The following is a 14,074-nucleotide window of genomic DNA, read 5'->3' on the forward strand; positions in this document are numbered from 1 at the left end:
GTAACCATACGGGCGATACGGTGCCGGGCATGCGAGTGGTTGTGGCTCCCGACTCCTTCGGCGGAACCTTGAGCGCGACGGCCGCGGCCGACGCGATCGCGGCGGGTTGGCGGCGCAGCGCGCCGGACGACGATCTGCGATTGCTCCCGCTGGCCGACGGCGGCACCGGTTTCGTCGAGGTGCTGCACGCCGCCCTCGGCGGAGAGTGGCACGAGCTCGACGTCACCGGCCCGTTCGGTGACCCGGTGCACGCCCGCTGGCTACGGATCGGCTCCACTGCCTACCTGGAGTCGGCGGCGGCGTGCGGCCTGCACTTCGTGCCGCGCGACCGGCGCGTTCCCGACACCGCCCGCACCGTCACCACGCGGGGCGTCGGCGAGCTCGTGGCCTCGGCACGGGACGCCGGCGTCACCGAGGTGGTCATCGGGCTGGGCGGATCGGCCACCACCGACGGAGGCGCCGGGATGCTGGCCGCCCTCGGCGCGGTGACCGTCGACGACGCCGGGAAGCCTCTCCCGCTCGGAGGCGCGGCGCTGGCCCGCAGCGCGCGGCTCGACGGCCTGCCCGAGCTCGGCGGGGTGCGGCTGGTCGCGGCGGCCGACGTCGACAACCCGCTGCTCGGCGAGCACGGCGCCGCCGCAGTCTTCGGGCCGCAGAAGGGTGCCGACGCCGACGCCGTCGCCGAGCTCGACGCCGCACTGGCCCGTTTCGCCGACGTCCTGGCCGCAGGCCTCGGCACCGACGTGCGGGACGAACCGGGAGCGGGCGCGGCGGGCGGCCTCGGGGCCGCGTTGCTGGCCTGCGGCGCAGGCCGCGTGTCCGGAGCCGGCCTCGTGCGCGAGCTCGTCGGTCTCGACGCGGAACTCGACAAGGCCCAGCTCGCCATCACGGGCGAGGGGAGTTTCGACTGGCAGTCGCTGCGCGGGAAGCTCATCACCGCCGTGGCGAAGGGGGCGGCCGAGCGCGGGGTGCCCTGCATCGTGATGGCGGGCCAGGTGTCCGTCGGCCGTCGGGAGGCGGCGGCTGTGGGCGTCGAGTCGGCGTACTCGGTGGCCGAGGACGCCGGTGGTGTGGAGGCGTCGATGGCCGACCCGGCGGGCACGCTGGCCGCGCTCGCGGAGCGTGTCGCCGCCCAATGGAGCCGCTGAAAGTGGCCCGGGTCACCCCATTCGTGGCAGGGGGCCCCCTGCTGCGCAAGGGCCTACTATGAGGGGAGAAACCGGAACATCCCGGACCGGCCTCGCCGGAACAGCACCGCCCCGATCGTTGTTGGGAGAGCCATGACCGTCGATAACACGACCGATGTCGTCACCGAGACGCACGGCGTCGAGCTGACCGACACCGCCGCCGCCAAGGCGAAGGCCCTGCTCGACCAGGAGGGCCGCGACGACATGCACCTGCGCATCGCCGTTCAGCCGGGCGGATGCGCCGGCCTGCGCTACCAGCTGTTCTTCGACGACCGGTCGCTGGACGGCGACCTGTTCCGCGACTTCCACGGCCTCAAGGTCGGTGTCGACCGCATGAGCGCGCCCTACCTGCAGGGCGCCGTGATCGACTTCGTCGACAGCATCGAGAAGCAGGGCTTCACGATCGACAACCCCAACGCGGGCGGTTCGTGCGCCTGCGGCGACTCGTTCAACTGACGGTTTCGTCCGGCATCTTGTGCCGGACCACGAACCCCGGCTAGGAGCTTTTGGCTCCCCAGCCGGGGTTCGTTGCGTGGCGGGCCGGGTAGGGTTCCTGATCGTGTCTATCGCCGTCACCGGATCCATCGCCACCGACCAGCTCATGCACTTCCCGGGCCTGTTCGTCGACCAACTGGTCGCGGATCAGCTCGACCGGCTCTCCCTGAGCTTCCTGGTCGACGACATGGTGATCCGCCCGGGCGGGGTGGCGGGCAACATCTCCTACGCGCTCGGCGTGCTGGGCCAGTCGCCGCTCCTGGTGGGCGCAGTGGGCGCCGACTTCGGGGAGTACCGGGCCCGGCTCGAGGCCAACGGCGTGGACTGCTCTGCCGTGCTCGTCTGCAAGGACGTCAACACCGCCCGCTTCGTCTGCACCACCGACGACGACATGCGCCAGCTCGCGTCGTTCTACACCGGCGCCATGGCCCGTTCCCGCGAGATCTCCCTCGCCCCGCTCGTCGGCCGGGTGGAGCTGGTGCTCGTCGGGGCCAACGACCCCGACGCCATGCTGCGCCACACCGACGAGTGCCGTGAGCTGGGGCTGCCCTTCGCGGCCGACCCGAGCCAGCAGCTGGCACGCATGGAGGGCCCGGAGATCCGCAGGCTCGTCGAGGGCGCCCGCTACCTGCTCACCAACGACTACGAGTGGGAGCTCCTGCTCAAGAAGACCGGCTGGACCGAGACGCAGGTCGCGGAGAAGATCGACATCCGGATCACCACGCACGGCGAGAAGGGCGTGGAGATCTACGGGCGGGAGACGCTCAAGGTCGGCGTCGTCCCGGAGACCAGCAAGGTCGACCCCACGGGCGTGGGCGACGCCTTCCGCGCCGGGTTCCTCGCCGCCGTGGAGGGCGGGCTCTCCCTGGAGCGGGCCGCGCAGCTCGGCTCGCTCATCGCCGTGCAGGTGCTCGAGACCGACGGCCCGCAGGAGTGGACGTGGAACGGTGCGCACGCCCTGGAGCGGCTGCGCGACGCCTACGGCCCGGACGCCGCCACCGAGATCGAGCGGGTTCTTCCCGCCTGACCGACCTCGCCCCTGCTGCGGAAACGTCGGCAGGGAGCAGCTCGTCGCAACCGGGTGGCCACGTCCGTGCGTTGTCACCGGCTTTCGTCTTGCGAACTGACCCGGCCGTCGCGTCCCGAGACCGCGCCCTGCCGTCGTCATGCCCGCGGTTCGCCTCCTCATCCGTGTCCGGGCCGAAAGCGTCGGAAATACTTGATGTGTCGGAGATTTCCGACGTAATCTCGGGGCGTGTCCGACGACGCCGTGTTCCTCGCCTTGGCCAACCCGGTACGCCGGCGGCTGCTGGAACTTCTCGCCGACGGACCACGCACCGCAGGTGACCTCGCCGGGCAGTTCGACCTGAGTCGTCCTGCCGTCGCCGAGCACCTGCAGGTGCTGCGGCGTGCCGACCTCGTCCGTGACGAGCCGGTCGGACGCCAACGGCACTACCACCTGACCCCGCAACCGCTCGAACAGCTCAGCGACTGGCTGCATCCGTTCGAACGGATCTGGCGTGAGCGTCTGCGCGCTCTCGCCGACATCATGGAGGACGAGGACACGCCGTGACCGAGACCCGCATCGCCACCATCGAGGTCGACCAGTTCATCGCTGCACCCCCGGAGAAGGTCTGGCGCGGCCTGACCGACCCCGAACTCCTCGCCCGCTGGTGGGTGCCCAGCGACATCGCCGCCGTCGTCGGCCACCGATTCCACCTGCAGATGCCCGGCTACGGCCCGCAGCCCTGTGAGGTGCTGGAGGTCGAGCCTCACGAGCGGCTCATCTACACCTTCGCCAACTGGACGCTCACCTGGCGCCTGGTCGCCGAGGGCCACGGCACCCGCCTCCTGCTCGAACACTCCGGGTTCGACCTCGACGACAAGCGCGAACGTGACGCCTTCGACCGCATGGGGCCAGGCTGGCGCGACGCGGTCCTGCCCCGACTCGCCCGCCTTGCCACCGAACTCGACCGACCGGCCTAGCGGTCGGCCCAGGGCTTACTCGTCCGAGGCGGCCGCTGCGGTGCCGGCCCGGGCGGCGGCCACCAGCTCGAAGGATCGAGCCCGGTCCGCGATGTCGTACACGGGGGTCTGGAGCATCAGCTCGTCCGCCCCGGTCCGCTCGGCGAGGTCGGTCAGCTGCCGGGCCACGGAGTCCGGATCACCCAGCACCTGGTGCGTCCGGTAGCCGTCCACGAACTGCTGTTCCTCCGCCGTGAACGCGTGCCCCGCAGCCTCCGCTCGCGGGAGCAGCGAGCCGGGCTTCCCGGTGGCGAGAAGGGCTCGCCACAGGTAGGCGGGCCGGGCCAGCTCGTCGGCTCGCTCGTCCGTGTCGGCGCAGATGGTGTGTACCGCCACCAGCGCATAGCTCCGGGACGCCCATCGCGACGGCCGGAAGTTCTCCCGGTAGACGGCGATGGCGGCGTCGGTGTTCTGCGGGCGCAGGTGGTGGGCGAACGCCAACGGAAGGCCCAGCTCCGCGGCGAGGGCGGCACCGGCCGTGGACGAGGACAGCAGCCAGGGTGCGGTAGCGCTCTCGAACTCCGGGAGCACCGTGACGGCCTCGGCGGTGTCCTGCGCGATGAACCCGAGCAGGTCGCGGACGTGCTGTTCGTAGTGGTCGCCGTCGGCGTCCGGGTCGCCGCGCCGCAGCGAACGGATGGCCGCGGCGTTCCGCGTCCCCGGCCCGCGGCCGATCCCCAGGTCGACCCGGCCCGGATGCAGGGCGTCGAGCGTGGCGAACTGCTCGGCGACGGCGAGGGGTGCGTGGTTGTTCAGCATCACACCGCCCGAGCCGACCCGGATAGCGGACGTGGCCGCGGTGATCTGCCCGATCAGGACGGCCGGGGCGGCGCTGGCCGACGTGGCCGAGCTGTGGTGTTCGGCGACCCAGAACCGGTGATAGCCGAACTTCTCCACCCGGCGGGCGAGCTCGACGGTGCTGGTGAGGGCGTGGCGTGCCCCACGCCCCCGCTCCACCCACGACAGGTCCATCGCAGACAACGGCACGGAGAGCATGCCCTCGAACGTAACGAGATCCGAGCAGCCGCCCGGGTCCGCTCGGTCACACCGCTCAGAGCCGCACCGGGTAGGCCGGTTCCGGCACCTCCGGCCGGATGCGCTGCTCCACGAAGATGCCGTGCCAGAGCAGGAACACCAGCAGCGTCCAGATGCGGCGGCTGTGGTCGATCGGACCCTCGCGGTGGGCGTCGAGCATGCGTTGGACGGCGGCGAGGTCGACGAGGTGGTCGGCCTGCGAGTCGCGGATGATGTCACGCGCCCAGACGTACATCTCGTCGCGCAGCCACAGCCGGATCGGCACGGGGAAGCCGAGCTTGCGCCGGTGCAGCACGTGCGGCGGGACGATGCCCTGCAGCGCCTGGCGCAGCGCGTACTTGGTGGTGCCCTCGGCGAGCTTCTCCGACAGCGGCAGCCCGGACGCCACGGCGAAGACCTCGGGGTCGAGGAACGGCACCCGCAGCTCGAGTGAGTTGGCCATCGTCATCTTGTCGGCCTTGACGAGGATGTCGCCGCGCAGCCACGTGAACAGGTCGACGTGCTGCATCCGCGCTACCGGATCCCACCCCTGTGAGTCGCGGTAGTGGGCTGCGGTGATGTCGGTGTGCGAGCGGCGCGGGTCGTACTGGCGCAGGACCCCGGCCAGCTGGTCGTCCCGGAAGATCCGGGCGTTGCCGTAGTAGCGCTGCTCCAGCGGGAGCGCACCGCGGCGCAGCAGGTCCTTGCCCCGCATGCCCTCGGGCAGCCGGGTGGATGCGCGGCCGAGCAGCCCGCGCACGGCGCCGGGCACCTTCTCGAACGGCGCGAGTGACAGCGGCTCGCGGTAGATCGTGTAGCCGCCGAAGAGCTCGTCGGCGCCCTCCCCGGACAGCACGACCTTGACGTGCTGGCGCGCCTCCCGCGCGATGAACCAGAGCGGCACGAGCGCCGGGTCGGCCACCGGGTCGTCGAGGTACCAGACGATGAGCGGCAGCGCGGCCATCATCTCGTCCGGTTTGACCGTGCGGACGACGTGCCGCACGCCGATCGCCGCGGCCGACTCGGCCGCCACGTCCACCTCGGAGTAGCCCTCGCGCTCGAAGCCCGTGGTGAAGGTGATCAGGTTCGGGTTGTGCTGTTTGGCCAGCGCGGCGATCGCCGTGGAGTCGATTCCGCCGGACAGGAACGCGCCGACGGTGACGTCGGCGCGCATGTGCTTGGCGACGCTGTCGCTGAGCACGTCGGCGATCCGCGAGTGCAGGGCGGACGACCCGCCGGCGGCACCGGAGTGGAACGTCGGCGTGAAGTAGCGCTCCTGCTCGACCTCGCCGCCGGGCCGGACCGTGAAGTAGGTGCCGGACTCGACACGCCGGATCGAGCGGTGCAGGGTGGCGGGCTCGGGCACGTACTGCATCAGCAGGTAGTGGTGCAGGGCCGCGGGGTCGAGGTCGGCGGCGGGGTTCCCGAGCCCGAGCGAGGGCGCGAGCTCCAGCAGGCTCTTCTTCTCGCTCCCGAACGCCACGCCCGCCGGCCCGGCGGCCATGAACAGCGGCTTGATGCCGAACGGGTCGCGCGCGCCGAACAGCACCCGCTGGTGGGAGTCCCAGATGAGGAACGCGAACATCCCGCGCAGCCTGCCGACGGCCGCCGGGCCCCAGTAGTGGTACGCCGCGACGATCGCCTCGGTGTCACCCTGGGTGGTGAACGAGACCCCGTACTGCTGCCGGAGCTCGTCGCGTAGTTCCAGGTAGTTGTAGATCTCGCCGTTGAAGACGATCGAGTACCGGGGGTTGGGCCCGTGGTCCGGACTCCAGTGCAACGGCTGGTGCGAGTGCTCGACGTCGATCACCGATAGCCGGTTGAATCCGAAGACCACCTCGGCGTCGTTCCAGGTGCCGCTCTCATCAGGTCCGCGGTGGCGCGCGCAGCGCAGCGCCCCGGCGATCGACCCGGTGCGCCCAGCGGCGTCGGCCCTGGCGGTCAGCAGTCCCAGCAGTCCACACACAGCGAGCAAGTATGCCGAGGGCGTGCCGCGCTGCCCGTGCCGACCCGACCCCCGGATGGAGGGTTTGCTCGGCTAGTCTCTACGCGAGGTCGAAGGCGCGAAGGCGCGCCCAGCCGGGTTACCCGGCGGCCGACGGAAGACGACGGGTTTGGAGGCGGCGCGCAGTGGACCGAGCACAGCGCGGGAGAGAGCACCGTTGGTCCGGGCTCCCGGGTCGCGGTCGGGTGGCGAAGCTGGTCTGTCTGGCCGCGCTGGTCATCCCGCTCACCACGGGTTGCTCGGTGGACGAGGTGCTGCGCTTCGGCTGGCCGGTGGGCGTCACCCCGCAGGCCGAGGCGATGCGCAACCTGTGGACCTGGTCCGCGGTCGCTGCGCTCATCGTGGGCGTGATCACCTGGGGCGCGATGTTCTGGGCGATCATCTTCCACCGTAAGCGCAAGGGCGACGACGACACCCCGCCGCGGCAGACGCAGTACAACCTGCCGATCGAGATCGTCTTCACCGTCATCCCGACGATCATCGTCGCGGTGCTGTTCGGCTTCACCGTCAACGTGCAGAACTACGTCGACCGGGACCTGCCCAACCCCGACCTCCGGGTGGACGTCACCGCGTTCCAGTGGAACTGGCGCTTCGACTACCCCGACGACCGGGGCGCGAACGGCCAGCCGATCAGCACGCAGGGCAGCTCCGAGGTGATTCCGCTGCTGGTGCTGCCCACCGACCGGCGCATCCAGTTCACGCAGCAGTCCACCGACGTGATCCACAGCTTCTTCGTGCCGGAGTTCCTGTTCAAGCGGGACGTCTTCCCGGACCCGAAGCAGAACGACCAGGACAACGTCTGGCAGATCGACCGGATCGACCGCACGGGTGCGTTCGTCGGGCGCTGCGCCGAGCTCTGCGGCGCGTACCACGCGATGATGAACTTCGAGGTCAGGGCCCTTCCGCCGGACCTGTTCGACCGGTGGGTCACGTTGCGTGAGCAGGTCAACCCGGCCACGGGCGCTCCGTACACGGCGGGCGAGGCGCTCGGCGCCCTCAACTGCGGGGAGCTGTGCGCGCCGCAGGCCACCACCACCTACCCGTTCACCACCGACCGCACGCAGCGTTCGGCGTCCGAGCCGCCCTCGGGGAGCTGAGAGACACGCCATGAAGGTCGAATCCCGCATCTTCGAGATCATCACGGTCTTCTTCTTCATCGCCGGCATCGTCTACACGGTGCTCACCCGTGAGGTCGTCGGCGTGGTCGGGCTGTTCCTCACCGGCGGCCTGTCGCTGATCATCGGCACGTACTTCCGGTTCGTCTCGCGGCGGCTGGAGGCGCGCCCGGAGGACAACCCGGACGCGGAGGTCTCCGACGGCGCGGGCGACGTCGGCTTCTTCTCCCCGGGCAGCTACTGGCCCATCACGGTGGCCGGGGCGGCCGCCATCCTCGGGGTCGGGCTCGCGTTCTTCTACGCGTGGCTGATCGTCATCGGTGTCGTCGTGGTGCTGATCGCCGCCGGCGGCCTCGTCTTCGAGTACCACATCAGGCCGTCCGAGCACTGACCCGCACGCACTGACCTGCCCAGAGCCCTGGCTGGCCGTCGCCGACCAGGGCTCTGGCATGTCCGGGGCATGTCCGGACGCTCCCGTCCTCGGGTGACGGGGCGTGATCCCGATCACCCGCGCCTCTCGCACGGCGATGATCGACCTACGGTGCGCGCGGGGAGCGACAGATGCCGGGAGGCGCCGTGGTGACGCAGGAGGACGGCGGCTCGTCGGCGGCCGTTCAGGACGCCAGGGCGAGCGTTCTGCGGGTGGAAGGCAACGGCATCAACGTCGTCGCCGACGAGGAGCGCACGAGTAGGCCGCACCAGCTCTTCTGGCCGTGGTTCGGCGCCAACGTCTCCGTGCTCGCGCTGAGCTACGGGGCGTTCGCCTTCGGGTTCGGTATCTCGTTCGCCCAAGCGGTGGTCGCCGGTGTGGTCGGGATCGTCCTCTCGTTCCTGATCTGCGGCTTCATCGCACTCGCGGGTAAGCGCGGCTCCGCACCGACGATGGTGCTCAGCCGCGCTGCGTTCGGGGTGCGCGGCAACCGTCTGCCCGCCGCCATCTCCTGGCTGCTGATGGTCGGCTGGGAGACCGTGCTCACGGTCCTCGCCACCCTGGCCACCGCCACGGTGGTCCGCAGGCTCGGCTGGGGTGGTGGCACGTCGACGATGGTGATCGCGCTGGTCCTGGTGGCCGCGTTGATCGTGCTGGCCGGCGTGCTCGGCTACCACCTGATCATCCGGCTGCAGACCGTCATCACGGTCGTCACAGCGGTGCTCACCGTCGTCTATATCGTGCTCGTCGCCGGGCAGGTACAGCTGTCCACGGTCACGGCGCTGCCGGCCGGATCGGGTCAGAACGTGCTCGGCGCCGCGGTGCTCCTCATGACCGGCTTCGGACTCGGCTGGACGAACGCCGCCGCGGACTACTCGCGGTACCTCCCGCGCAGCGCCTCGGGTCGCGGGGTCGTGGCCTGGACGACGTTCGGCGGCGCGCTCGCGCCCGTCCTGCTGTTCGTTTTCGGCCTGCTGCTGGCCGGCTCGTCCACCGATCTCAGCGAGGCCATCGCGTTGGACCCCATCGGGGCGCTGGCCGCCGCCCTGCCCACCTGGTTCCTCGTCCCGTTCGTCGTGGTTGCGGTGCTGGGGCTCGTCGGGGGCGCGGTGCTGGACATCTACTCGTCAGGTCTGGCGCTGCTCGCGGTCGGCCTGCGCGTGCCTCGCTATGTCGCCGCGCTGATCGACGGCGTGATCATGGTGATCGGCACCGTGTACGTCGTGTTCTTCGCGGGGGAGTTCCTCGGTGAGTTCACCGGCTTCCTCATCACCCTCGGCGTGCCGATCGCGGCGTGGTGCGGGGTGATGCTCGCCGACATCGCGCTGCGCCGCGGGGACTACGCCGAGGCCGACCTGTACTCGACGTCCGGCCGTTACGGGGATGTCCGGCCGTTCCCGATAGTGGTGGTGCTGGTGGGCACCGTGCTCGGGTGGGGACTCGTCACGAACACTGCTGCGGGATGGCTGAACTGGCAGGGGTACCTGCTCGGTCCGCTGGGCCTCGGCGGACGCGCCGGGGCGTGGGCGGGCGCCAACCTCGGTGTGCTCGTCGCGCTGGTGCTGGCTTTCGTGGCCGCCCTGATCGGCACCCGGTCCGCCGTGCGCGCCCAGGAGTCCCGCACGTCATGACGGCCCATCTGGCGGTGATCGACATGCAGCGGGTGTTCGGTGACGCCGGGAGTGCCTGGGCCACGCCGCGGTTCGCCGAGATCGTGCCGCGGATCCGGGTGCTGGCCGAGGCGCTTGCACCGAAGGTGACGTTCACGCGGTTCGTGGCACCCGACGAACCAGCGGGAGCGTGGAGTGACTACTACGCGCGCTGGCCCTTCGCGCGTCTGCCCCGCGATGCGCCGCTCTACGAGCTGGTGCCCGACTTCGCCGGCCCCGATCCGAGCCTCGACGCCACGACGTTCTCCAAGTGGGGTCCCGAACTGTCCTCCCGCGTCGGGCCGGACGTGCTCGTGCTCGCGGGGGTGTCCACCGACTGCTGCGTGCTGTCCACGGCGGTCGCCGCGGCGGATGCGGGCGTGCCGGTGCGGGTGGTGGCGGATGCCTGCGCCGGCGTCGACGACCGCAGCCACGCCGCGGCCCTGCACGTGCTCGGCCTCTACTCCCCGCTCGTCGAGGTCGTGGACACCGCGACCGTGCTGGATTCGGTCAGGGGACGGTCCCTGCCCTAGTGCCGATCCCGCGGCCGTCGATTCGCGGAACACGATTGGTGGGCGGCGCCCGTACGTGGCTTATTCGCTGCCGCTATGCGAGAGTTCGGTCGATCCGCCTGGGGGTGTGCTGCCCGCAACACGCGACCCGGAGCTTCTTCGATCGGGCCGTTGCGTGGTAATACCGCCTTGTCCACGGAAGAGAGGATCGATCAATGCCGTTGATCGAAACCGGTCGGCCGCCACGGATCGATCGCCGGCAGTTCATCCTGTTGATGGGGGTCGGCGCTGCGGCCGCGGCGACCGGATGCCAATCAGCTCCCGTTGCCGTCATAGCGGAGAAGTATCCGGAGCCCGAGCAGATCGTCAGCAAGAACGGTGTGCTCTCGGCCGCGGTGACGGTGACCCGCCAACCGGTCGACATCGGCGGCCGGCAGATCGTGGGCACCGTCTACAACGGTGCTTTCGTCGGACCGACCCTGCGGCTGCGCCCGGGGGAGCGGCTGGAACTGGCCGTCACCAACAACCTGCCCGAGATGACGAACATCCACTTCCACGGCTTGCACGTCTCGCCGTCCGGAATTTCCGACAACGTCTTCATCATGATCCATCAGGGGCAGACGCAGAACTACGTCGTCGAGATACCGGAGAACCATCCGTCGGGGACGTTCTGGTACCACACCCACGCGCACCCCTACACCGAGAAGCAGGTGTTCGGCGGCCTGGCCGCCCTGCTGATCGTCGACGGGCTGACAGAGAAGCTGCCGCCGGAGCTGCGCGGCATCGAGGAGCGGACTGTCGTCCTCAAGGACTTCCAGGCCGTCAACGGCGCCATCCTCACGGACAACATCGACAGCAACGCGCCGACGACCAGGACGGTCAACGGCGCCATCAACCCGTCGCTCGAGATCGAAGCCGGCGAGACGCAATTGTGGCGGCTGGCCAACATCGGCGCGGACATCTATTACCAGGTGCAACTCGACGGGCACCAGTTCCATGTGCTGACCGTCGACGGCAACCCGGTGTGGCGGGTGGACAGCAAGGATTCGATCGTGATGCCTCCAGGCACCCGATTCGACGTGCTCGTCCAGGGCGGCGAGCCGGGTGATCACGTCTTCAGAACACTCGCGTACGACCAGCAGGGCGACCAGTACCCCGAAGCTCCGCTGGCCACTCTCACTGTTGTGCAGTCGTCGCGAACGCCTGCCGCAATACCTGCGCGAGTGGTTGCACCGTATGACCTCTCCACGACGACGGTGGACAACGCTCGCACCATCACCTTCGCCAAGGATCAGGCCACCGGGCATTTCATGATCGACGGCACGATGTATGACGAGGCGCGCATCGACCAGCAGGTCGAACTTGGCGCCGTCGAGGACTGGACCATCAAGAACCAGGACAAGCAGCAGCACCCGTTCCACATCCACGTCAACGATTTCCAGGTGATGTCGATCAACGGCGTGCCCTACGACGCGGTCAGTTTCCAGGACACCGTGAACGTGCCGGCTTTCGGGGAGACCGTGATTCGCATCCCGTTCCGGGATTTCACCGGGAAGTTCGTCTACCACTGCCACATTCTCAATCACGCCGACAAGGGGATGATGGCGAACGTCGAGGTCGTGTAGCCGCGGGCTGCCCGTGGCGGGGCAGTCATCGTGTGGCGCATACGGAGACGGTGCTCTCATCGGTGTGGGAGAGGTTCGGTTCGGCTGGGTCGGGGTGGCGCCGCGCCAGGCGCTCGACGGCGTGCCGCAGTGCGTCATGGGTGATCGTGAAGTGCGCCCGCGCGATCGCTCCCGCCCGTTCCGGGTCGCCGTCCGCGATGGCGTCGACGAGCGCGCGATGCTGAGGCGCCGCGCGTTCCCGGAGCTCCTCGGTGACCGGTTCGATCGCCAGTCCGACGTTCATCCGGGCCAGTAGCTCGCGGGAGAGCCGCGCCAGGTGGCGGTTGCCTGCGGCGTCCAGTACCGCCTGGTGCAGGTCGTGGTCCGAACGCCGGGCGGTCACGGCGTCGCGGGCCGCCTCGTGTTCGGCGAGGGCGGCCCGCATCGCGGCGAGGTGGGCAGGTGTGCGGCGTTCGGCCGCCGTGCGCGCGATCGTCGACTCGACGAGGCAGCGGAGGTCGGACAGCTCCACGAGCTCGTCCCAGCCGGGTACGAGGGTGCGGCGCACCGCGTCGTCGCTCAGCGGCCCCCAGCCCTCCAGCACGACGGCGCCGCCGTTGCGACCACGGCGCGTCTCGATGTAGCCGGCGTCGCGGAGACGGGAGAGCGCATCGCGCAGGGTGGCGCGGCCCACCCCGAGAAGCGCGGCCAGCTCCCGTTCCGGCGGCAGGCGTTCGCCCGGAGAGAAGTCGCCCACCGCAATGGCGGTGACCAGCCGGTCGGTGACGGCGTCGACGCTTCGTCCCGCCCGTAGCGGACCGAGCCAGGCGGAGCCGCTTGCCGAATTGGGCGTCATGTCTGAATTATCCCACCGATATCTAAATGGTACTTGTAGGAGTCCAATCAGAGAGTCATGATCTCGCCGACCTCCGGAGGCGATTTATCGTGACTGTTCCCTATGCCCTCGTTGCTGCCGATCGAGAGGGACTCATCCCGTTCGGCGGGTACGCGACCTGGTACCGGATCACGGGCGAGCTACGCCCGGACCGGACCCCGCTCGTCGCGCTGCACGGCGGCCCCGGCTGCACCCATGACTACCTGTTGACGATGGCGGATCTGGCCGAGCGCACGGGCCGGGCGGTGATCCACTACGACCAGCTCGGGAACGGCCGGTCCACCCACCTCCCGGAGAAGGGCGCCGACTTCTGGACCGTCGAGCTGTTCCTCGCCGAGCTCGACAACCTGCTGGCGTCGCTGGGGATCGAGGACGACTACCACCTGCTCGGTCAGTCGTGGGGCGGCATGCTCGGCGCCGAGCACGCGGTGCGACGCCCGGCCGGGCTGCGCAGCCTGACGATCGCCGACTCGCCTGCGTCGATGGAGCTGTGGGTGGCCGAGGCCAACCGGCTGCGCGCCCTGCTGCCCCCCGAGGTACAGGCCACGCTGCTCGCCCACGAGGCGGACGAGACCTATGACCACCCCGACTACGTGAGGGCGGTGCAGGTCTTCTACGACCGCCACGTGTGCCGGGTGGCGCCGAACCCGCCCGAGGTGGCCGCCAGCTTCGCTGCCCTGGAATCCGATCCCACGGTTTACGGCACGATGAACGGACCCAACGAGTTCCACGTTCTCGGGACGCTCCGGAGCTGGTCGATCATCGACCGGCTCGACCGGATCGCGGTTCCCACGCAGCTCATCTCCGGTGCGCATGACGAGGCGACCGCCGCATGCGTCCAGCCGTTCGCGGACGCCATTCCCGACGTCCGCTGGGATGTCCTGCCCGAGTCCAGCCACCTGCCCCACGTCGAGGAACGAGACACCTTCATGACCCTGCTCGAGGGCTTCCTGGCCACGGTGGACGAGCGGGTGGCCCGATGACCACCGAGCGTCCGCTCAGCGAGACCGCCGAGGACGGCGAGCTCCGCGAGTTCGGCTACCAGCAGGAGTTGCGGCGCAGTCTCACGTTGCGTGACCTGCTCGTGTACGGGCTGGTGTTCATGGTGCCGATCGCGCCGTTCGCGATCTTCGGCGTGGTGTT

General features: G+C 70.0%; 14 protein-coding genes. 11 read left to right on the forward strand and 3 right to left on the reverse strand.

Features of this window, described 5'->3' with window-relative positions; all coding sequences use genetic code 11:
* Window positions 1-29 precede the first annotated feature (29 nt).
* The 5 genes from MMF94_RS40665 to MMF94_RS40685 all read left to right on the forward strand — a co-directional run bounded on the left by MMF94_RS40665 (window position 30) and on the right by MMF94_RS40685 (window position 3,668).
* Complete coding sequence (locus MMF94_RS40665; RefSeq protein ID WP_241042838.1) at window positions 30-1,148, forward strand: glycerate kinase family protein; 1,119 nt, start codon at window positions 30-32, stop codon at window positions 1,146-1,148.
* A 132-nt stretch (window positions 1,149-1,280) separates the two neighbouring features.
* Window positions 1,281-1,643, forward strand: coding sequence for a HesB/IscA family protein (locus MMF94_RS40670; protein WP_241042839.1), 363 nt, complete (start codon window positions 1,281-1,283; stop codon window positions 1,641-1,643).
* 145 nt (window positions 1,644-1,788) lie between these two features.
* Window positions 1,789-2,709 carry a carbohydrate kinase family protein gene (locus tag MMF94_RS40675; RefSeq protein ID WP_241042853.1) on the forward strand — a complete coding sequence of 307 codons (921 nt, stop codon included), beginning with the start codon at window positions 1,789-1,791 and terminating at the stop codon, window positions 2,707-2,709.
* Window positions 2,710-2,937: 228 nt separating this feature from the next.
* On the forward strand, window positions 2,938-3,255 hold the full coding sequence (locus MMF94_RS40680) for an ArsR/SmtB family transcription factor (RefSeq protein WP_241042840.1): 318 nt from the start codon (window positions 2,938-2,940) through the stop codon (window positions 3,253-3,255).
* Complete coding sequence (locus MMF94_RS40685; RefSeq protein WP_241042841.1) at window positions 3,252-3,668, forward strand: SRPBCC family protein; 417 nt, start codon at window positions 3,252-3,254, stop codon at window positions 3,666-3,668. Before MMF94_RS40680 ends, MMF94_RS40685 begins: the two co-directional genes overlap by 4 nt.
* A gap of 15 nt (window positions 3,669-3,683) precedes the next feature.
* On the opposite strand, the gene MMF94_RS40690 is transcribed toward MMF94_RS40685, so the two are convergent.
* Both MMF94_RS40690 and asnB read right to left on the reverse strand, forming a co-directional pair.
* Entirely contained in the window at window positions 3,684-4,703 is a 1,020-nt protein-coding gene (locus MMF94_RS40690; RefSeq protein ID WP_241042842.1) for an LLM class flavin-dependent oxidoreductase, read from the reverse strand.
* Window positions 4,704-4,758: 55 nt separating this feature from the next.
* Window positions 4,759-6,687: an asparagine synthase (glutamine-hydrolyzing) gene (gene asnB / locus MMF94_RS40695; protein WP_241042843.1), complete on the reverse strand. Its 1,929-nt coding sequence runs from the start codon at window positions 6,685-6,687 to the stop codon at window positions 4,759-4,761.
* Between the two features lie 224 nt (window positions 6,688-6,911).
* On the opposite strand from asnB, the gene ctaC reads away from it, so the two are divergent.
* From ctaC to MMF94_RS40720, 5 genes are all read left to right on the forward strand, one after another.
* Entirely contained in the window at window positions 6,912-7,823 is a 912-nt protein-coding gene (gene ctaC, locus MMF94_RS40700) for an aa3-type cytochrome oxidase subunit II (RefSeq protein WP_241042844.1), read from the forward strand.
* 10 nt (window positions 7,824-7,833) lie between these two features.
* On the forward strand, window positions 7,834-8,232 hold the full coding sequence (locus MMF94_RS40705) for a cytochrome c oxidase subunit 4 (RefSeq protein ID WP_241042845.1): 399 nt from the start codon (window positions 7,834-7,836) through the stop codon (window positions 8,230-8,232).
* A 170-nt stretch (window positions 8,233-8,402) separates the two neighbouring features.
* Window positions 8,403-9,902 (forward strand): purine-cytosine permease family protein, encoded by a 1,500-nt coding sequence (locus tag MMF94_RS40710; RefSeq protein ID WP_241042846.1) that lies wholly within the window; start codon window positions 8,403-8,405, stop codon window positions 9,900-9,902.
* Entirely contained in the window at window positions 9,899-10,453 is a 555-nt protein-coding gene (locus MMF94_RS40715; RefSeq protein WP_241042847.1) for a cysteine hydrolase family protein, read from the forward strand. The genes MMF94_RS40710 and MMF94_RS40715 overlap by 4 nt, the downstream gene beginning before the upstream one ends.
* 194 nt (window positions 10,454-10,647) lie before the next feature.
* Entirely contained in the window at window positions 10,648-12,057 is a 1,410-nt protein-coding gene (locus MMF94_RS40720) for a multicopper oxidase family protein (protein WP_241042848.1), read from the forward strand.
* Between the two features lie 25 nt (window positions 12,058-12,082).
* Here MMF94_RS40720 and MMF94_RS40725 read toward each other — a convergent pair whose 3' ends face one another.
* Window positions 12,083-12,892 carry a FadR/GntR family transcriptional regulator gene (locus MMF94_RS40725; RefSeq protein WP_241042849.1) on the reverse strand — a complete coding sequence of 270 codons (810 nt, stop codon included), beginning with the start codon at window positions 12,890-12,892 and terminating at the stop codon, window positions 12,083-12,085.
* An 89-nt stretch (window positions 12,893-12,981) separates the two neighbouring features.
* On the opposite strand from MMF94_RS40725, the gene MMF94_RS40730 reads away from it, so the two are divergent.
* Window positions 12,982-13,914, forward strand: coding sequence for a proline iminopeptidase-family hydrolase (locus MMF94_RS40730; protein ID WP_241042850.1), 933 nt, complete (start codon window positions 12,982-12,984; stop codon window positions 13,912-13,914).
* Window positions 13,915-14,074 lie beyond the last annotated feature (160 nt).

Origin of the sequence: Pseudonocardia alaniniphila (assembly GCF_022524485.1) — a bacterium.
Taxonomy (GTDB): domain Bacteria; phylum Actinomycetota; class Actinomycetes; order Mycobacteriales; family Pseudonocardiaceae; genus Pseudonocardia; species Pseudonocardia alaniniphila.

What these genes read in the sequence shown, in the direction of transcription:
- MMF94_RS40665 (WP_241042838.1), top strand. Translation starts at nt 30, where the DNA reads ATGCGAGTGGTTGTGGCTCCCGACTCCTTCGGCGGAACCTTGAGCGCG.
- MMF94_RS40670 (WP_241042839.1), top strand. Translation starts at nt 1,281, where the DNA reads ATGACCGTCGATAACACGACCGATGTCGTCACCGAGACGCACGGCGTC.
- MMF94_RS40675 (WP_241042853.1), top strand. Translation starts at nt 1,789, where the DNA reads ATGCACTTCCCGGGCCTGTTCGTCGACCAACTGGTCGCGGATCAGCTC.
- MMF94_RS40690 (WP_241042842.1), bottom strand. Translation starts at nt 4,703, where the DNA reads ATGCTCTCCGTGCCGTTGTCTGCGATGGACCTGTCGTGGGTGGAGCGG.
- MMF94_RS40705 (WP_241042845.1), top strand. Translation starts at nt 7,834, where the DNA reads ATGAAGGTCGAATCCCGCATCTTCGAGATCATCACGGTCTTCTTCTTC.
- MMF94_RS40710 (WP_241042846.1), top strand. Translation starts at nt 8,403, where the DNA reads ATGCCGGGAGGCGCCGTGGTGACGCAGGAGGACGGCGGCTCGTCGGCG.
- MMF94_RS40715 (WP_241042847.1), top strand. Translation starts at nt 9,899, where the DNA reads ATGACGGCCCATCTGGCGGTGATCGACATGCAGCGGGTGTTCGGTGAC.
- MMF94_RS40720 (WP_241042848.1), top strand. Translation starts at nt 10,648, where the DNA reads ATGCCGTTGATCGAAACCGGTCGGCCGCCACGGATCGATCGCCGGCAG.
- MMF94_RS40725 (WP_241042849.1), bottom strand. Translation starts at nt 12,892, where the DNA reads ATGACGCCCAATTCGGCAAGCGGCTCCGCCTGGCTCGGTCCGCTACGG.